This window comes from Thalassomonas actiniarum, assembly GCF_000948975.2.
GTDB classification, from domain to species: domain Bacteria; phylum Pseudomonadota; class Gammaproteobacteria; order Enterobacterales; family Alteromonadaceae; genus Thalassomonas; species Thalassomonas actiniarum.
In genome coordinates this window covers 5476971-5499037 of the sequence record NZ_CP059735.1, presented here as the reverse complement: position 1 = coordinate 5499037, position 22067 = coordinate 5476971, and the positions used below count along the sequence as shown (strand labels likewise).

The following is a 22067-nucleotide window of genomic DNA, read 5'->3' as shown; positions in this document are numbered from 1 at the left end:
GATTAACACTTAGATGTTTAGCGTAAAGTTAAAAGCTGTTATCGGTTATTTATTGATAGTTATCATGACAACCAATCCGTTAGTTGTCTCAGCCGAACGTATTGATCGCTTGGAAACTGTCGCACAGGAGATGCGTAACGAGCAGCTGCTGGTGTCCAATCGTGCCCGGCTTGAAGCTCAGGTTGCCGCCAACTTATCGGCAAACACCGGCTCGTCAGCCACTAATTCTTCAAATAACAGTGCGCTAACCGTCAACGCCGCCCGTAATGCCAGTGCACAGGCAGCCGCCAGCCAGTTTCAGCTGCCGGCTTTTACCACGTCTACCGGAATAGAAGTTGATGCCAATGCCGCCAATATCAACCAGGCGGGATTAAAAGAGTCAGCCAACGGCACTGCCGTGGTGGATATTGCCGAGGCCAGCGGTAAAGGGGTTTCCCATAACCTGTTCAGTAAATTTAATGTCTCTGAAAGTGGCCTGATCCTCAATAACAGCCTGACGCCGCAGATCTCTGTGCTTGGCGGCTGGACCGACGGTAACCGGCGTTTGGCCGGCGGCACCGCGAAAATTATCCTGGCTGAGGTTAACGGCGGTTCGGCTTCGTCATTATTGGGCTATACCGAAATTTTAGGGAGTTCGGCGGAATTTGTGCTGGCCAATGCCAACGGTATCAGCTGTAACGGTTGTGGTTTTATCAATACTCCCAGGGTGATTTTTGCCACCGGGGCGCCGGATGTACTTAACGGTGAATTACGCGGTTTTAACATCAACCAGGGCAGCGTGGTTTTTGACGGCCTGGGCATGAATGCCGGCAATGTCAGCCAGTTCGATATTTTAACCCGGGCCATGTATGTCAATGCCGCCATCTACAGTGACCGGCTCAATATTTTAACCGGTGCTAATTATTATGACTACCAGACCGGGGAAGGCAAAGCCCTGTCTGAGCAGCCGCTGGGAGTCACGCCGTTATTTGCCCTGGATGCCAGTGCCCTGGGCAGTATGTACAGCAACAGCATTACCTTGCTCGGCACCGAAGCCGGTTTAGGGGTAAGAAGCGAAGGTTTGATCAATGCCGTTAATGATCTGGAATTAACCGCCGACGGCGAATTGAGATTAAAAGATACCCTGGCCAACGAGAGTGTCAGGCTGAACTCGGTCAGTGGCGATATCACCACCTCAGGCAGTACCTATGCCGAGCAGGTGAGCATTGCAGCCGGCGGCAGCCTGAATAACCAGGGCACGCTGGCGGCGGCAACTAAGGTGGATATCAATAGCGCAGCATTACACCAGGGCGGAGAAATTTATGCCGGTTTAGACGGTGAAGGCCAGCTGCAAACGGGTGCCGCTTTATCCATCGAAGTGTCCGGCAGCCTCACCAATGCGGGCAATATCGCCAATATTTCTGGAATGGCAATCTCGGCCGGTGAGCTGGTAAATGAAGAAAACGCCTTGATCCAGTCGGATAATATCAATATCGACGCTTTACAGCTGACAAACTCCGGTGAACTCAGCGGTGAGACCCTTACCCTGAGCGGGGGAGCCGGGGTTAATAACGGCAATATCCAGGCCAATGACGTAAATATCAGTCTCAATGATTTCAGTGTCGAGCAGGGCCAGCTCTATCAATACGGCGAACAGGGAACACTTAACGTTGACGGGCAAAACTTTCAGGTGAATGGCGGTTTAGTGGTCACCGAAGGTTTAGCCGACATCAATGCCAGCGAGCAAGTGGTAAATCAGGGAGACTGGCTAACGCAGGGAGCTTTACAGCTGACCACGGGAGATTTCAGCAACAGCGGCACCCTGGAAGTCCAGGCAAGCAGCAACTTTACCCTGGATAACCTTAATAACAGCGGTCATTTATTGTTTGCCGATTCATTAAGCCCTCAGTTGAATATCTCGCAAACCCTGAACAATAACGGCGGTGTACTGCAATTTGGCAGCGAAAATATCACGGTTGCCGCCAATGCCTTAAGCAATGACGGCGGGCAAATCAACCACCTGGGCAATGGTGTCCTGGCGCTGAATATGGCGCAAACCCTGGATAACAGCCAGGGACTGATCGTGGCGAAACAGCAGGTGTTGTCAGGCGATCAACTTATCAACACCGGCGGTAATATCCAGGGAGATCTGGTTTCCCTCAGCGCCCGGGAGCTTAGCAACGCCCAGGGGGTTATTGCCGCCTTTGACCAGCAAGACAACAGTTTACAGCTTAATATCAGTGAACGCCTGGACAACAGTTTCGGCACTATCGAAGCCTACAGCAATAATTTGACTGTAACCTCCGCCAATATCATCAACGAGCAGGGGCAGTTAGTGCACAGCGGTAGCGGCCGGCTGAGCCTGGAATCCGCGGTGCTGGACAATAACCAGGGCATGATCTGGACAGGCAATAATGCCGACATTACCAGCGACAACCTGGCCAACAGTGACGGGGTGATCTCCGCCGGTAATGAACTGGCCCTGAGCGTCAATAGTCTAAGCAATCTTGGCGGTAACCTTGTCAGCCAGCTGATTGCCATCAATGCCGGCCAGCTGGTAAACGAACTCGGCAATATCCAGGCACAGCAAACACTGACCATTGATGCCGATACCCTGGAAAATCTTGGCGGACAGCTTATCAGTGAACAGTCCGTCAGCCTGAGCGGGCAGCAGCTGAATAACCAACAGGGCCTGATTGAAGCCGGTTCAAGTTTAACCGCCAATATCAGTGAAAGCCTGACCAACAATGGCGGACAAATCAGCGGGCAAAATTTGGCAATCACCACGGGCGAGTTGCTTAATCAGGATGCCTTTTTGACGGCAACGGAGCAGCTGAACCTGACAGCAAATACTGTCGTCAACCAGGGAGAGGCATTAATCAGCGCTGATGCCGTTACCATTGCCGCCAGCAGTTTAGATAACGAGCTTAACAGCACTCTCCAGGCACAGCAGTTGACGTTAAATACGGCTTCCGTGAAAAATAGCGGCTTATTACTGGCCAGCGGTGAGGCGGCGGATGCCTTATCTATACAGGGCAGGCAGCTGGAAAACAGCGGCCGTATCGAAAGCCATGGCCAGAATTTTACCCTGCTGGATATCGCCGTAGAAAACAGCGGTCAGCTACTGCATTTTGGCTCGGGTGTGCTGCGCCTTGACAGTAATAATACCCTGGTCAATGAAAACGGCGTGATTTATGGGCAGGGACAAGTTGATCTGGCACAGGCCGCCCTGAATAACCTTAACGGTGAAATTTCCGCCGGGCAGGTGTTGAATATTACCGTTAATAATCTGGATAACCGGCAGGGGCTGCTCCAGTCAACTGAAGATTTCAGTATTAATGCCACTGCGCTCGATAACCGCCAGGGACAAATCGTTAACCTGGGCGGCAGCTCCAGTGAGCTGGCTGTCGGCAATACCCTGAATAACCAGTCGGGCATTATTGAAATTAACAGCAGCCAGGGACTGATAAGCAGCCAAAGCCTGAATAACGAAAGCGGCAGCCTTGTTGCCAATAATGTAAACCTGGTCGTTGGTGACATAGATAACGGCGAAGATGGCGTGATCAGTGCGGCCGGCACATTAACCGTTTCAGCGTCTTCCCTGGAAAATGCCGGTGTGATCAGCAGTGCTTCAGCTTCGCTAACGGCAAGCGCCTTCAACAACAGCGGCAGCTTTATCTCGGATCTGCTGCAGCTTAATGCCACCAATATCACCAACTCAGGGGAGCTGTTAACACAAAGTGCAGCGATTTCCGGTGGCAGTCTGACCAACAGCGGTGTGATCCAGGTTTCGGGGTTAAGCAGCGGCGCCGAACTTGAACTTGATCTCGCCAGTTTAACCAACAGCGGCACCCTTTACAGCAACAGTGAAAATCTCAACCTGAGCGATCTGGTCCTGGATAACCAGGGGGGCACTATCATGCATGCCGGTTCAGGTGTGCTGAGTATTGATACCCCGGCTGATTTAAATAACCAGTCCGGGGTGATCGCGACGGCGGGAGAGCTCACCCTGAGTGCCGCTAGCTTGAATAACAGCCAGGGACAAATCAGCAGCACCGAAAGTTTAGCGATCACTACCCCCGAGCTGTTAAATCAGCAGGGACAAATCCAGGCCGGTTCCTTGGCGATAGTCACCGATAGCCTGGACAACAGCGGCGGCCAGCTGGCGGCACTGTCGGATGTGGCAGCTGCACTGAGGCTGGAGCTGAGCGCCAACCCGGACTCACACCTGGACAATACCGGCGGCTTGATCTACAGCGCAGGCAGCGAAAACAGCCTGTCAGTTGCTGAGCTGGATAATACTGACGGCGAAATTTACCTTGTCGGTGACGGCGCCATCACCGCCGCGCAGCTGAATAACCTGGGCACGGGACAAATCACCGGTGAAGGGCAATTAATGCTTGATGCCGACCGGCTTGGCAATGAAGGCAGCATCAGCGCAGAAGGATTAAGTTTAACCACAGATCAGCTGACTAACTCGGGTTATATCCAGGCATTGGGCCAGAGCGGGGAAAGCTTAGCGATCACAACGCCGACGCTGAATAACAGCGGGGTGATCTACTCGGGCGGGGAAAACCTGTCCCTGAGACAAATGTTGCTGGATAACACCGGCGGCAGCATAGTGCATGCCGGTGCCGGGGTCTTTACCCTGGAGGTACTGCAAACATTGGAAAATGCCGGCGGCGAATTAGTCGCTAACGGTCGGCTGGCTTTAACGTCGGATATTCTCAATAACAGTCAGGGCCTGATACAAAGCAGTAGCGATATGACCTTGACTACCGGGCAGGTCAATAATGTTGCCGGTATCCTTGCAAGCGGCGCGCTGCTTGACATTAACAGCCCGGAAATCGATAACAGCCAGGGAGAGATCAGCGGCGGACAACTTAGCATAGCTGCGGATAATTTAACCAATACCCAGGGGCAGATTTTGGTTTCCCAGGCCCAGGGTTCAATGCAGGATGGCATACTGCCGGCTGCTGCCGAGATCAATATCAGCAACAACTTTGACAATAGCTCGGGTCAGCTGCTGATTGCCGGCCAGAATGCGCAGATCAACGCAAGCGGACTAACCAACAGCGACGGCGCCATCGTACTTGCCGGCGACGGCGAATTACAAGTGAATACCACGACCCTGGATAACCTGGGATCAGGGCAGGTGGCGGCCAACGGTCAGTTAACCCTGAATAGCACGGCATTAACCACACAGGGTAGCATCAGCGCCGATCAGCTATCGATAACCGCGCAAACCATCACGCAAAGCGGTGAGCTGCTTGCCGCTGCCAACCTCGATATCAGTGCCGACACCCTGGATAACCAGGGCGATATCCTGGCTCAGCAGATCTCCCTGGCGGCGAGGCAGGTTAATAACCGCGGCAGTTTAAGCAGCAGCGGCACTGCCGGCAACAGCCTGGCCCTTACGGTAGACCAGCTTGGCAACAGCGGCAGCATTATCAGCAACGGCGAAACCCTGGCTCTCAGGGATATGTTGTTTGATAACACAGGCGGCACCCTGGCCCATTTCGGCGCCGGGGTATTAACCCTGGATGTCCAGAATGAATTAAACAATGTCGCCGGTATCATTGCCACACAAGGCTCGCTTGCCTTAACCACTGGCGTGGTCAATAACGATCAGGGCCTTATCCAGGCGGGCGGCAGCGCCGTTATCACCTTGGATGAACTCAATAATATCGACGGTGACATTGTGCTCCTGGCCGAGCAGTTATTAACCCTGAATATTGCCCGGACCCTGGACAATAGCGGCGGACGTTTAGCCGGCGGCCAGGTGGCGATCACCAGTGACAGCCTGATCAACGATAACGGCGTTATCGAAGCCTTTAACGAAAGCGGTCAGGCGCTGACGGTAGCGGTAACAGAAAATATCAGCAATGAAAACGGCAGTATCTTTGCCGCTTCCGAGTCTGCCCTGATCAGCGCCGCAGAGCTGGAAAATTTTGGCGGCAGCATCAGCCATAGCGGCAGCGGTACCCTGACGCTGGATATTACCCGGATAAACAGCGACAACAATAATGACAGCCAGGGGCAGATTGCCACAAACGGCGCGCTTGCCTTAACAGCGGATGCATTGACCAATAACGGTCTGATCTATAGTCAGGGCAATATGGTCTTGACGGTCGGCCAGCTGCTGAATTTGACCGACGCTGGTATCAGCGCCGCCGAACTTACCCTGGCGCTGGATAACTTAACCAATAGCGGTTTGATCCAGGCAAGCGATACCTTAGTCAATGCCGCCACGGTCAACAACCAGGGACAATGGCTGGTGGACGGCGAGCTCAGTTTAACCGCCGACAGTTTAGACAACAGCAGCGGTCTGCTTCAGGCGATGCAGGATGTAGCTATCACCACAGAGCAAGTCAACAACCGCGGCGGTCAGCTGGTGGTGACCGGCGGCGATCAGCTGGTGATGAATATCAGCGAAAACTTAGACAATACCGGCGGTGTCATTGCTTCCAATGCCCTGGATAACCAGTTGCAGCTTAAACAGCTTGATAACAGCCAGGGCAGCATGGAGTTCTTGCAAGACCTTAGCATCACTGCCGAGCAGCTGACCAATGAGCAAGGCAGCCTGATGGCCAATAACGCCACCCTGACCGTGACCGATATCATTAACGGTGACTCGGGAGAAATTGTCGCCGCGCAGCAGTTGGCACTGGATACCAATACCCTGACCAGTAACGGCATCATCGCCGCCAATGAATTAACGCTGCAAGCGCAAACCCTGACCCAGGAAAGTAGCGCCCGGCTCAGTGGTGGTACGGCTGATATTAATGTCACCAATATCAGCAATAACGGCTTGATCAGTGCCGATGCGTTAACCGTCAGCAGCAGCGAAATCAACAACTCAGGCACTTTGGCGGCCAGCAGCCTGACGATTAGTGCGACAAACCTGAATAACATCAACGGCCTGATTAACAGCAACGGCCAACTGGCGCTGACCCTGACCGGTTTGGTCAACCGCCAGGGTAATATCTACGCCGATCAGGCGGTGATTGCCACGAATACTTTGTTAAATGAAGGCGGGGAAATCGCCGCCTTTGCCGATTCAGGATTAAGCCTGGATCTGACGGTGACCACCACCCTGGACAACCGGGAGGGTTTGATTTATGCAAACGGCGACAGCGGGAAAATCACTGCGGCCAGCATCAGCAACAGCGGCGATATCAGCTACGCAGGTAACGGTTTATTGACCCTGACCACGGCGTTATTGGATAACCTGTCAACCGGCTCTATCGGCTCTGCCAGCGCTTTATCCGTTACCGCCACAGATTTGAACAACAGCGGCGCGCTGCTGGCGGATAACCTCACCCTTAGCGGCGATACCTTTACCAGTGACGGTAACATCCAGGCGCAACAACTGACCCTGGCGGCTAATACATTAAATAATGCCGGTGTGATCGAAACGCAGCAGGCGCAGCTGACTTTAGCTGCCTTAACCAACAGCGGGCAGTTGCTGGCGGCGGGAGAGCAGGAGCAAAGCCTGCTGCTGGCGCTGCAAACCCTGGATAATACCGGGGTCATTGCCACCAACGGCGAAAACTTCAGCCTTGGCAATCTGGTGCTTAATAACGATAACGGGCAAATTCTCCATTATGGCCGGGGGGTCTTTACCCTGGAAGTACTCGATAGCCTGGCGGTCGATACCCTAAATAATAACGGCGGTTTATTGCTGAGTGACGGCAGCTTAAACCTGAAAGCCGATACCCTGGCCAATGACCAGGGGGAAATTGTTGCCGCCAATTTAGCCCTGGACAGCGAGCAGCTGCTTAACCGCCAGGGGGCTTTGATCGGCACCCAAACCTTAACCTTAGATGCCGACGAACTGGATAATAACCAGGGACAAGTGCTGGCGCTGGGTGAAAACGGGCAAAGCCTGACGGTTAATGTGACCAATGCCCTGGATAACCAGCTCGGACAAGTATATGGCGCCGGCGAGCAGGCACTGATCTCGGCGACCAGCCTGGATAACCGCGGCGGCACCATCAGCCATAGCGGCACGGATATGCTAACCATTAACACCGGCAGTTTAGATAACGGCCTGTCGCTGACAGATCCCGCGACCAATATCAGCACCATTGCCGGTAACAGCAATGTCGTGGTTAATAGCGAAAACCTGACCAGTGAAGGCAGCCTCAGCGCCGCTGAATTAACCCTTAACAGTACCAATATCAACAACCGGGGCGCCATAGATGCTGCCCGGCTGACCGTCAACAGCCAGGGCCTGGACAACAGCGGCGATATCGTCGCCGGGCAGGCGGTGCTGACCAGCACAGGGCTCAACAACAGCGGCAACATTGTCGCCAGAGGAACCTCGGGTGAAAGCCTGCAACTGGCCACCGACAGTTTAACCAACAGCGGTGCGCTGATCAGCTACGGCGAAGACCTCTCGTTAACGGATATGGCCATCAATAACCAGACGGGACAAATTGCCCACCTGGGAGAGGGCAGCTTAACCCTTAATACCACAGGCGAAGTAAATAACGACCAGGGGGAAATGTTAACCGAGGGGCGCTTGGCGCTAACGGCTGCCACCCTGACCAATACTGCCGGCCTGGTGCAGGCGGATAACGGTATGACCCTGGTGCTGGACAATATAAATAACAGCCAGGGTAATCTGCTGGTGTTTGCCCAAGAGTTAATGACCTTAACCATTAGCGATTCTGTCAATAACCAGGGCGGGGTGATCGGCGCACAAAACCTGGTGCTGAGCAGCAAAAATATCGACAACAGCCTGGCCAACGGTAGTGGCGACGGCGGACAAATTCTGGCAACAGATATCAGCCTGGCCAGTGAAACCATCAATAACAATGACGGTTTGATCCACGCCGATAACCTGAGTGTCAACGCCGACAGCTTGACCAATGCCGGGGGCTTAGTGGCGGGCAATGTGAGTTTTGCCATGACCATCGCCGGCTTGCTCGATAATGATTCGGGACAAATCGTCACCACGGCGGCCGATGCCGCCATCAATGCCCTTGATCTCAGTAATGACGGCGGACTTATCAGCCAGCAAAACACGGAAAAGCTGCAGCTGACGGTGACCAATAATCTCAGCAACGGCTCGGGGCAAATTACCTCGGCGCAGCAATTACAACTGCTTGCCGCCAACCTGGATAACCAGGGGGTGATCGATGCCGCTTCGCTTGAGCTTGATGTGACCAGCCTCAATAACCAAGGCACGCTCCAGGGTGAGCAGCTCGACATCGACAGCACAAGTTTTGATAACAGCGGTTTAATACTGGCAACCGGTACCTCTGGCCAGTCGTTGACCATCAATGCCGGCGGCGGCATCACTAACAGCGGACAAATACAAAGCCACGGCGAGCAGCTGGTGTTTAACCAGGCGGTAGACAACAGCCAGGGCATCTTAGTACATGCCGGTAGCGGCTTGTTAAGCCTGGCTCAGCTGATCAACCAGGATGGCGCTGTTTACGCGCTGGCAGATTTTGCCCTGAGCGGCGGCGATCTCAATAACCAAAACGGTGTGCTCCAGGTAAGCGGCAATAACCGGTTAACCCTGGATAATCTCGATAATACCGGCGGCGAGATCAGCAGTTTCGGCGACACCGCCACCCTGGATATAGCCCAAACCCTGACAAACGACAACGGCAGCATTATCGGTGATGTTGAGCAGTTAACTGTCAATGCCGCCGATATCATTAACGGCAGCGGCGTGATTGCCGCCGGCGATAAGCTTACCCTTGATGCCGGGAACATCAGCAGCAACGGCGGTCTGATCCGCAGCGAAAACCTGTTGACCATTACCAGCCAGAGCCTGAGCAATAACGGCAGTGGCGTGATCAGCGCCGCCAATCTCGATATCGACAGCAGCAATATCGATAACCAAGGGGGCGTGTTAGAGTCTTCAACCTCCATGGCCCTGACCCTGGCCAATATCAACAACCAAAACGGCCTGGTACTCTCCGGCGGTGAAAGCTTCACCTTAGCCCTTTCCGGTTTATTCGATAACAGCCTGGGGGGAGAGCTTGAGGTCAACAGCAGCAACTGGACCCTGGATAACCAGAATATCAATAACCAGGGAGGCACCCTGCGCCATACCGGCAGCGGCGAGTTTGTGATCAGCAGCACGCAGGCGCTGAACAACCAAAGCGGTGTTATTGCCGGTTTAGGCAATGTGACCCTCAACCTTGATGGCGAGAGTGGCGGTGAAGCATTAAACAATACTTCGGGAGTGATCCAGGCATCGGGAGATCTCACCCTTAACAGTAATTATGATCTCGATAATACTTCCGGGGTATTACTGGCGGAAGGGGTACTTGAGCTAGATGCCAACAGCCTGAACAACACCGGCGGTCAGCTGCTTTCGGCCTCAGATCTGGCGCTGAGCCTGACGGATGAGCTGGCCAACAACAACGGCCTGGTTTATAACCAAAGCGGTGACCTTACCCTGGCAGCGGATACCTTAAATAACGGCAGCGGTGTCTTGCTGCAGCAGGGGGCCGGCAGTTTTGCCCTGACTCTGGCCAATTTAAACAGCAGCGGTGAGATCAGCGGTGTCGGTGCTTTAGCTATCAATGCCGGTAATGTTAACAATGCCGGGGTGATCCAGGCGGGTCAACTGGCGCTAAACAGCGGGCAATTGGTTAATAGCGGTACTCTGGCCGGTGAATTACTGACCCTGACGGCAACCAATATCAGCAACTCCGGGGTATTGTATGCCAGCTCCAGCCAAAACGAGTCTTTAACCCTTAATACCGCCAATGAGATCAACAACCGCAGCGGCGTGATCCAGACCCGGGGCACGGGTTTAACGCTGAATAACGGCATTGATAACAGCCAGGGTGAGATCCTGCTGCTAAGCGGCGGCACCCTGACAGCCAATAATGTCATCAATGACCAGGGGCAGCTGCTGAGTCTGGGGGATATTACCCTTCAGGGCAGCCTGAGCAACCAGGGCGGTACGATAGAAGCCGCACAGGCGCTCGATATCGACAGCGGCGCCGTCAACAACACCGGCGGCGGCATGTTTGCCGGCGGTTCATTAACCCTGGATGCCAGCAGTTTAAACAACAGCGGCGGCAGCATTACCGGCAGCGGCAGTGTCTATCGCATCAACACCAGCGGCGCCTTAGACAACGGCAACGGCGGTGTGATGGCGAGCAGCGCCAGCAATATGGAAATCAGCGGTGCGAGCTTTAACAACCAGCAAGGCACAGTGATCCACCAGGGCAGCGGCAGCCTGGCATTATCCGGTTTCAGCTCGCTGAATAATAACGGCGGTACCCTGGCCAGCGGCGGGGTGATTGCACTGGCATTAAGCAGCTTAAGCAACGACAGCGTCAATGGTCAGCAGGCAGTGATTTCCGGGCAGGATGTCCGTTTAACCATCAATGAAATAACTAACCGCGGCGGTGTGATCCAGGCGGATACCTTAAGTGTTAACAGCACTAACCTGGATAACAGCGGCGGTTTGTTGCTCTCAAGAAGCGGCAGCGGCAACAGCCTGGACTTAACCGTCAGCGGCGCTTTGACCAATAACAGCAGCGGTATTATCGAGTCAAACGGCAGCAATTTAGATCTCAGAAATATCGGCTCTTTGTCCAATAACGGCGGGCAAATCCGCTTACAGGGTAATGGCGCCTTAACCATCAGTCAGGCGGGCAGTTTTGATAACGGCGGCGGCGCGCTGATCTCCCAGGGCAGTTTGGCTCTGAATACGGGCACGCTTAATAATAATTCCGGGGTGATCACTTCCCGTGGCAGCCAGGTATTGACCGCCGGCAGCCTACAAAGCAGCGGCGGTCAGATAGAGTCGGCGGGTAACTTAACCCTGGATATCGGCGGCGCCGTCAATAACAGCAGCGGCTCTGTGGTGGCAGGCGGCAGCTTAAACTTAGATGCCAACGGCAGCTTAACCAACAGCAGCGGTGTGATCTTCTCCGGCAGCAGTGCTTCGGTAGATGCCGGCAGTATCAATAATGCCTCAGGCACCTTAGCCGCCAACGGCAGTTTGAATATCGACGGCGGCAGCAGTTTCAGTAATAACGGCGGCGTGGTGCAGTCGGACGGTCAGTTGCAGCTGAGCGCAGCGACGGTAGCCAACCGCTCGGGGGTGATGCAGGGGCAGAGCCTGAGTGTCAGCAGCAGCGGCGCACTAGATAACTCAGGCGGCTCTATCAATGGCAGCACTGTGGCGCTTAGCGGCAGTTCGTTAAATAACAGCAGCGGTACGGTACTGGCGAGCAGCAGCACCGGCAACTCCCTGAACTTATCCGGCCTCGGTACCATCAACAACAGCGGCGGCACCCTGGCCAGTTATGCGCAAAACTGGTTGCTGTCGTTAAATAACATCAGCAACAGCGGCGGCAATTTAATCCATAAGGGCAGCGGCAGCTTTACCCTGAGCCAGTCGGGCACCATGCAAAACAGCGGCACGGTGGCGACCGATGGCAACTTAGTGCTGGCGGCGGGTAGTGTCAATAACAGCGGCCAGTTGCAGGCGGCGGGTGCATTAAGCCTTAGCGGCGGTTTAACCAACGGCAGCAGCGCGCGCATTACCGCGCAAAATATCACCGTTAACGGCGGCTCGTCGGGCATCAGCAACAGCGGCCAGATTTCTGCTGCCAATAGTTTAGATCTCAGCGGCTCCAGCATCAGCAACAGCAATTTGCTCTACGGAGGCAACAGCGCAGACCTTAGTGCCGGCACCATCAGCAATTCGGGTACGCTCTCGGCGGATGATCTGAGCGTTAGTGGCTTCTCTACCTTAACCAACAGCGGCCGCATCGAAGGTGCAAACGCCAGCTTTAGCGGCAGCCAGTTCAACAATAACGGCTCCGGGGTCCTGGTGGCGAGCGGTACCGGCAGCAATGCCATGAACTTAGCGGTCAACCAGCTTACCAATGCGGGCACCATTTACAACAGTGGCAGTAGCATGAGCTTTGGCGGCTCGGTAACCAACAGCGGCCAGCTGATCCATGCCGGTACCGGCACTTTGGTACTGGGCAATAACGGCAGTTTGGATATCGACGGCGGTAAGGTTTCTACCGCAGGCACCGCTAGCTTGCAGGGCAACCTCAGCGGCAGCGGCGATCTTTATGCAAAACGGGCGCTGAGCATAGACACCAGCGGCACTTTTGTTAATACCAACAGCAACCTGTATACCGAAGGCGATTTGCAGATCAACAGTGCGGTGGAGAACCAGGGCGGCCAACTGATTGCCGACGGCACCTTAGGCATCAATACCTCAGGCACGGTCAATAACAGCAATGGTTTAATGCAGGGCAACAATGTCGATATCCGCGCCGGTACGGTGAACAACAATGGCGGTACCATTACTTCGACCGGCAGCGGCAGCGGGCAGATCCTTGCCGGCAGCCTGGATAACAGCAACGGTACTATACAGTCCACCAACAGCAGTTTTACCGTAAAAGCCACCAGCGGCAATTTAGGCAACGGCGGCGGCACCATCAGTCATAGCGGCAGCGGCACCTTAACGGTCAGTGCCAGCGGCAGCATCACGCAAAACAGCGGCCGGATCGCCACCGCCGGTGCTTTGGTGATGGATGCCGGCTCCAGCATCAATAACGACGGCGGCGCCATTACTGCGGCAGACTTTGATATTGATGCCGGCAGCTGGTTCAGCAATGTCGGCGGCGATGTTATCGGCTTTAATAACGGCAACTCGGTACTGGATGCCAGTTCAATCAATAACACGGGCGGCAAGATTGCCAATGACGGCAGCAGTTTAGTGATCATGGCGCAAGGCGCCCTGGATAACAGCAACGGCCAGATTACCTCGGCGGGCACAGGTGTGCTCGATATCAATGCCGGCAGTGTAAAAAACGACGGCGGCAGCAGTTTGATCCTGGCCAACGGCAGTATCAAACTGAGCGGCGGCTCCAGTTTAAGCAACAGCGGTATTATTTCAGCGGCCTCAGCCCTGACCGCCAGCGCCACGAGCATCAACAACAGCGGTACTCTGGCCAGCAGAAACGGTGCGGCGGATATTCAAAGCAGTAATACTTTAACCAACTCGGGCACCATCAGCGGTAAAAGTGCGCTTGATATCGATGCCGGTAGTTTAAGCAATAGCGGCTCGCTGCAATCTGACGGCGGCGTGACCGTGGACAGTAACATATTAGCGCTGGGGAAAATTTACGGCCGCGACCTTAATCTGACCACCTACAGCGCCTTTAACCTGGCCAGCGGCGATACCTTAAGCGCCAGCGGCAACCTGGTGCTAAATACCAGCGGCAACAATATTACCAACCGCGGCACCGTAGTGGCCGGCGGCACTGCAACCTTAAGTGGCGGCGCCCTGACCAACAGCGGCAGCATAAAGTCTGACGGCAACGGTCAGCTTAATTTCAGCAGCATCAGCAACACCGGCACTTTAAGCAGCGATGCCACTTTAACGGTGAACGGCAATATCACCAACAGCGGCACTGTGGCCGCGGCGGGTACTTTGGATATCAACGGCAATGCCAGCAACAGCAATTTATTGTTTGCCGGCGCCAACATGACCATAGACGGCAATATTACCAATACCAGCAGTATTTATTCCGGCGGCGACGCTACCTTGCGTGGCGGCACCATTACCAATAATGCCGGCTCTATCGGTGCTGCCCGTAACCTGACCCTGACGGGCACTATTACCAATAACCGCAGCGGCGGCGGTTCAACCAGCTATAGCGAGGGGGAAACCACAGTCGAGACTTCCGGCGGCAGCGAGCCAAGAAACCCCGGCTTTAGCGGTTATAATTCGTCCCGGGAAAAGTACGCTTATGTCAATAAAACCACCACCAGTACCACGGTTTATAATGCCTCGGTCAGCGGCACTGCCGGTGTCATAGCCGCAGGCAACAATTTAAGTTTAAGCGGCAATATTACCAACAACTACAGTACGATTTCTGCTGGCGGCAATATCACCCTTTCCGGCAGCAGCCTAACCAATAACAGCGCCCAGAATAAGAGTATTTCTACCATTACTGAGGTTAAAGAAACCTGGGTAGCCAAATGTCTGGTGGGGGTTAATAACGGCACCTGTGATGAGCCTGATGTCTATAAATATAAAAGCGAAACCGAGACCGGTACTTCTACCGAGACCAACTTTATCGGCGGCGCCTACGGCACTATAGCGGCAGGCGGCTCCATCAGTGGTAACTTATCCGGTCAGCTTGAAGCCAATGATGCCAGCCCGAGTAGCCCCGGCAGCCGCAGCGCCAGCACCAGTGTCAGCGGTTCCAGCGGCTCGGCTTCCCGCGGCGGCAGCGCCGGCAGCAACAGCAGCCAGAGTGCGAGTGTCAACACCAGTAACGGTACCAGCCAAAGCACCAGCGGCCAGAGCCAGAGCGCCAGCGGTGTCAGCGGCAATGCCAGCACCAATGTCAGCGTGGCTTTGCAAAACCAGCAGGAAAACTTCAGCGGCAATAACAGCCAGAGCAGCAGCGCCAATACCGGCTCGGTCAGCATAGCCGCCAGCGGCAATACCAATGAGCGGACCTCCGGCAGCGCCACGGCCACCGGGCAAGCCATCAGCAATGGCGAGCAAGCCACTCTTGCCAGCGGCTCACAGCAGTCGGCAAACTTTGACGGCAATGGCGAGCTGGACAGCCAGGTGGCGGTCAGCAGCGGCAGTGCTGCCGGTAGCAGCGATTTAACCGATAACGGTTATAGCCAGAACCAGGTGGGCGGTGTTGCCCAGGTTAACAACCAAACAGTAGTCGGGGCAGCTGAGCAAAACCAGGGGACAGCGGGAAGTGAACTTATTGTCGGCTCTGGTGTGTCATTGAATGTGGCGCAAAATAATCAGGCGGTGGCGGGTTATCAGCAAACGACCAGCCAGAGCACCGATGCCGTCAGTCAGGGCAGCAGTTACAACAGTTTAACGGCCCGGCAGCGACAAGCGGCAGGTTTCACCGATGGCCCGCTGGCACTGGCCGGGCATGAGCAGCTGGCGATCAATGAGACGCCAACGGACGGTGTGGCGGCAAACGATCCCCGTTTTGACAGCGATGCCGATTCAAGCCGGGCGGATAACCTGGCGGCGCAAGAGGCGGTAGCGACAGGCAGCACTTTGACCCTGGTAAGCAGCGGCGGCGTGAGTTTTGTCGGCGGCGGCGATCAGGGCAGTGCCCGTGGCTCAAGTCAGCATGCCAGTGCCTTTAAAGATCAGGACATGAACTATATCACGCCGGTGATAGACAACCCGGGCAATGAAGGCCCGGGCAGCGTTGAAACACAGGAAGTGGCGGCGCAGAGCAGTGATGCCAGCGCAGAGCGCAGCGACGAGGTTGCCGTTAACGGCCCGAGTTTACACGTCAGCGGGGAAAATCCGGAGCACAACTATACCGAAGAAAATCGCGAACAATACCTGACCGAGCAGGCGCTGCTGGGCTCGGAGCGCTTTTTGGACACTATCGGCCATGATCCCGATGAAGTGCTCAGGGAGCAAATCGAAAATGACCAGGGCCTGAGCGAACAGCGTCAGTTAAGCCAGCAACAGCTGGCACAAAATGCCACCCGGGCGCTGATCAACGAAGCCGCCGGCCACGGTGGCTACCTCACCAGTTTGATTGAGCTGGAAGCGGCAGCCGCCGCCCATGCCGAGGCTGCCACCAGCGTTAACACCGCTAACACAGGTAATGACGGCAGTGTGCAGGCCTCGGAAAACGTCTTTTTAACCGACGAACAGGTGCGGGTACTGACCCAGGATCTGGGCTTCAACGAAGACTATATCAATGACGGCCAGACCCAGCTGTATGCGGCGGTGGGCCAGAACGATCTCTTGGCGGACGGCGTGACCATAGGCGCAGGCACCTACCTGGATATCCGCGCCGACGGCGGCATCACGGTGGAAGCGGGCATTGGCGGCGTTGATGGCGTGATTTTACGCTCACAAGGCGAACTTGAAACCACGGCATTAACTTTCCTCGATAGCGAAAACCTGATCGGCCTGGAGCTGGGGGGCGACTTCGTCAATACCCTGGATCTGAGCGCCCAGGCGATCGTGCTGGATATCGGCGGTGACTTTACCAATGACGCCAGCTTGATGGCGGGTGCGGAATTAAGCCTGACCAGCGGCGGCGATGTGATCAACAATAACAGCCTGCTCTCCGGTGGCCTGCTGCAAATCAATGCCGGCGGCGATCTGCTGAACCAGCAGGCACTGATTGCCGGCAGTGACGTGGTGCTTAACGCCGGCGGCGATATCATCAACCGTACCGAGTTTGAGCAAAGCACCTGGGAGCGCGAGCATAAACGCGGCACCGACAGCGTCACCTACACCAGTGTCGGCGAAGCCTCACAAATTATCTCCACCGACAGTCTGGCCATGAACGCCGGCAACAATATCGACCTGCAGGGCAGCGAGCTCAGCGCCGCCGGCGATATCAGCCTGTATGCCGGTAACGATGTTTTGCTCGGCGCGATTGAAAATAAATCCGGTCAGGAGCGTTATTTTAAAGGCGGTTATAAGATCAATTACGACACCACCTATGATGTGGCCAGTCTGCAGGCGGGCGGCAACCTGAGTGTGGCAGCCGGTAATAATCTGGAATCTGAAGGAGCGTTATTTGCCGCCAACGGCGATGTTTCGCTGGCGGCGGGCAACGAGATGAACCTGCTGGCGGTGACCGAATCGCACATGGCCAGCTCGAAGAAGACCAAGAAAAGCACCTTCAAGAAAAAGATCACCCTTAAAGAGTCGCAGCACGATACCGTGCTCGGCACGACTGTGGTTGCCGGCGGCGATGTCTTGATCAATGCCTTGAAAAACGAAGACGGCAGCCTGTCGGTGCAGCAAAGCGGCGATGTCAATATTGTCGGCTCCACCCTGCAATCCGGCGGCGATATGGTGGTTGCCGGCAACGACATCAACGTACTGGCGCAAAGCTATACCGACTATGAAATGAAGTCGGTGAGCAAGAAAAGCTTCGGCGGCTTAAAATCCAAGGCCAAGCTTGATGCCGAGAAGACCGAGAAACTGAGCAGCAGCCAGCTTAACTCGGGGGCGGATTTAACCCTGCTTTCCGGGGACGATATTACCATAGGCGGCAGCGAACTCTTTGCCGGTGGCGATATCAATGTCGCCGCCTTTGATGAGCTGTTGATCACCGCAGGCGAAGAAACCAGCCAGGTAGAGAAGATGCGCAAAAAAGGCGGCTTTCTCTCCGGCGGCAGCTTCTATTCCTCGAAAGAGAAAATGAATGGCGAAACCGCCACCACCGCCTACAGCTCATTGCTTGATGCTCGGGGCAATATCAATATGGATGTCGGCAGCGGCACCGTGGTCGGCTCGGACGTGATTGCCGGCGGCGGCCTGGCTATTACCACCGATATCGGCGATATCCAAGTACTGGCGGCCCGGGAAACGGTGGAAACCTACTCCCGCGAGCGCAAGATAGAAGTCGGTTTTGGCGATGCCTTAAAAGGACTGAGCAACCCCACCGATATGGTGAAGGTGGAAGACGGCCAGCTGAAATTCTCTATCGGCAACGCCACCTATGACAATGTTGACTTTAGCAGCACCAGCAATACCCAGCGCGGTTCAACACTTGCTGCCAACGAGAGCATTACCCTGGATTCGGTGGCGGATATCCTGATCGAAGGCTCGGATATTCTTGCCGGTAACGGGGGTGATGCCGACAGCAGCTCCAACACCGAAGGCAGCGTTAACCTGATAGCCGGCGACAATGTCATCATCAGGGAAGCGGAAGAAAGTTATGAGGAAACCTTAGAAGAAACCCACGGCGAAGCCGAGCTGAGCATAGTGGTGCAGAACCAGGCGGTAGAAGTAGCCAAAGCCACTGTCGCCTTGAACGAAGCCAGAGAAAAGGTGAAACAGGCGGAAGAAGATTACCGCACCTACAAAAAAGAGCGTGATGGCCTGGAAAACCGCTTAGCCCAGTTGGAAGCGGAGTATGGGGCAGGCACGCCCGGGGTCACCTATACCGATCTGATCGAACTGCGTGAACTGGTGGAAGATGTACAAAGCGATGAAGACTGGTATGTCACCGGCATCGCCTTAGCTACCGCCGATGCCACCATGAAAGGCTATAACTTAGCCCAGCAGGTGACTGCAGGCGCGGCGACATCCATGATCATGGGCTTTAATGCCGGTGTACAGCTGGATGTGGATGCCACGAAAACCAACAGCCAGTATGAAAAAACCACCTCGCGTGCTTCTAACGTGAGCGGTAACAACATTAATATCGTGACCGGGTTGAACAGCCGTGACAGCGAGCAGGGCAATACCAGCACCACGCTGATTCAGGGCAGCGACCTGTTTGCAGGCAACCAGCTGAATATTGATACCGGCACGCTGGATATCCAGGCGTCGCGCGATACCTCAAGCAGCAGTTATGAGATGCAAAACGGCCATATCACCATAGCGCAAACCTTAGGCGGTGCCGCAAGTGGTCCGACGGTGAGTGCCAGCTATAACCGCAATGAAAACCGCGACAGAAGCACCACCTACAATAACAGCACTTTAAGTGCGAACGATATCAATATCACCACGGCAGGCGATACCAATATCCAGGGCGGCAATATAGCCGCCAGCAATGACCTGAATTTGGATGTCGGCGGTGATTTAACGCTGGAGTCGATGCAAAACCGTACCAGCGGCAGCAACAAAGGTTTTGGTATCAGCGGCGGTTTTGGCTTTGATGCCGGCAGTGAAGCACCGAACAGTACTTCATCTGCGATAGGCAGTGCCTTGTCAGGTATTAACGGCGGCGAAGCTGTGGCGACCGCGAACCTGGGGGATACCAGCGGCGGTGTCGGCAGCGTCAACGGCGGCATGAATACCAGCAGCGGCCGTTACCAGACCCGTGAAACGGTGCTGAGCAGCATCACCGGCGGCGGTGAAGTCAATATCAATGTCGACGGCAATACCAATATTGCCGGCGCCTTGATTGCCGCAAGGGACGAAGCAGGCAACGATACCGGCAACCTGAACCTGAGTACCGACACGCTGACCTTTACCGACCTGACCAATACCAGCTATAGCAGCCAGCAAAATGCGGGCATCAATGCCAATGTCGGTATCGGCGGTACGGTCAACGACCCCAATGCCACTTCACCGACAGGCGACAGCGATACCGGCAGCAACAGCCTGGACGTGAACTCCAGCCAGTACACCTACAGCAACACCAGCAGCATTGATGTAGGTAAAACCCTGGCCACGATTGGTGAAGGTAACGTTACCGTGGGCGGTGAAACCTTAGGCGAAGGGGAAACACAAGATATCAACATCAATCGCGATACCGACAATGTTGATAAAGAGCTGTACAGCATAGATCGCCAGGAAGGCAATATTGACCTTACGGTGGACCATGAGCAGGTTGCCCAAGCGGCAGAGGCCGTAGGTGAAACGATAGGTGATGTTGCCAATGCTTTAGGGGTAAAGGAAGTTACCCAGTTTATGTATGACATTGATGATCCTAAGGTCGCAGCATTGCTACAGGGGAAAGAGGAGCAAGCTCTTGATAACCTGATCCAAAGAGGCGTAGATCCCAGTGTTGCGAAAGACTTGCTCACTAACCCTGAATTTTACGCCATTATCGGCAATATGCTTGCCAATGGTGACTTAATTGGTGCTGAGGCCTCAACCGGGGAGCAAAATATTAGCGAACAAAACAATGTCGCTAATAGTGAAAATACCACGAGAGAACTTAATGGTGGACCATTAGAAATTACGATTACTGAAGGTAATGACATAACACCAGCCCAGAAAGTGATTGTTGGTTTAGATACAACCAAAGCATTTGTTGCGACTTTACCTGTAGAGCAGGCAGAAGCTGCTTTGCTGGCTGTTGGTATGCTTACTGGTGGCGTTGTTAGAACTGCACTGGAAGTAGGTAAAGAGTTTGCTGTCGAAACTGCTTTTGGGGATGTAATCAGAAATGTTCAGGAAACAACTGCTAAATACATTGCTGCTGGTGTGCAAGGTGTAGATGTTGAAACTCATGAACGTTTCATGGAGATTGATGATCGGCTAGGTGGTGGCTTATCAACGACATTACAAAGTGGTACTGAATTTGGCCTTGAGGTTGTAGGGCTGGGTGCAGGGATTGGTGCAATTAATAAAGGTGGTTCTGATACTAATGTTCCAGATAGGACTGGAAGCACTGACAATATCAATTCACCAGCATTAAATCACCAATTAGCTTCAGAGCAAATAACTAATGGCCATGCATGGGATAAACATGGTGATGAATTCCCAGAGTTTAATAGTAAAGGTGAATTTCAAAACCATGTTGAGGGGGTTTTGAATAATCCAACAGATGTTAGGTATTATCCTGATGGACGTACCGTTTATTTAGATCAAAACTCAAAAACAGTTGTCGTACGAGATAGTAACTCAGATGATGGGGGAACCGCATTTCGTCCTGTTAATTGGGATGATTATGTTGGTAACAAGATACCTAAACAAACTACGCCTTTTGAAACTACACCTCAACCGCATGTGCCAGTGAAAGGTTTAGAAAATGTGTCTAATCCAGTAACTGCAGTTCCAAGCAACCCAACAGGTTCTGTCAGTCAACCTGAAGTAATTACAGATCCTAGTCGTTTATTGGAGCACAAAGTTAATCAAAATGCTTTGTCTAATTCTGATAGAACATCTGTTGTTGTAGATGAAAAATCATTTATAGAATATTACGTAGATAAAGATTTTGAAGGTAATCCTATATATGATGCTAACGGGAATTTTGTGTTAAAAAATGAAATAACGATTCCTCCTGGAAAATATATGACCTTTACAGAGGATGTCGCAGGTAAAGGAATAACAGAAACAAGGCAGGTGCTCTCAATTAATGGTAAATCGACTGAAACACAAGGTGGTTATGAAGCATATGATGGACAAAATTATCGCATAGATTTTGATATTGCTGATCAGCTAAATAAATTGGATATACCAGTATTTAATTCAAATTACCTCAATGATATCGGTGGGCCAGCAGCTCTTGGTGGAGGAAGACAAAGAGTAAATAATGAAACTGTTATAATTAATCCTATAACCAACCCAACAGTCCATAGATATGATGATGTATCTATTCCTAAAAATAATAATTTAAATAGTGATGGTACCGATAATCCGTAAGATG

At 53.7% G+C, this 22067-nt stretch carries 1 protein-coding gene; it reads left to right on the top strand.

The genetic code is table 11. The annotated features are described in order from the left end of the window. Nucleotides 1-13 precede the first annotated feature (13 nt). Nucleotides 14-22063, top strand: a complete 22050-nt coding sequence (locus tag SG35_RS23915) for a hypothetical protein (protein WP_274055272.1) — start codon at nucleotides 14-16, stop codon at nucleotides 22061-22063. Nucleotides 22064-22067 lie beyond the last annotated feature (4 nt).

Bases quoted from the DNA above. Each gene is read 5' to 3' on its own strand.
- SG35_RS23915 (WP_274055272.1), top strand. From the start codon at position 14: ATGTTTAGCGTAAAGTTAAAAGCTGTTATCGGTTATTTATTGATAGTT.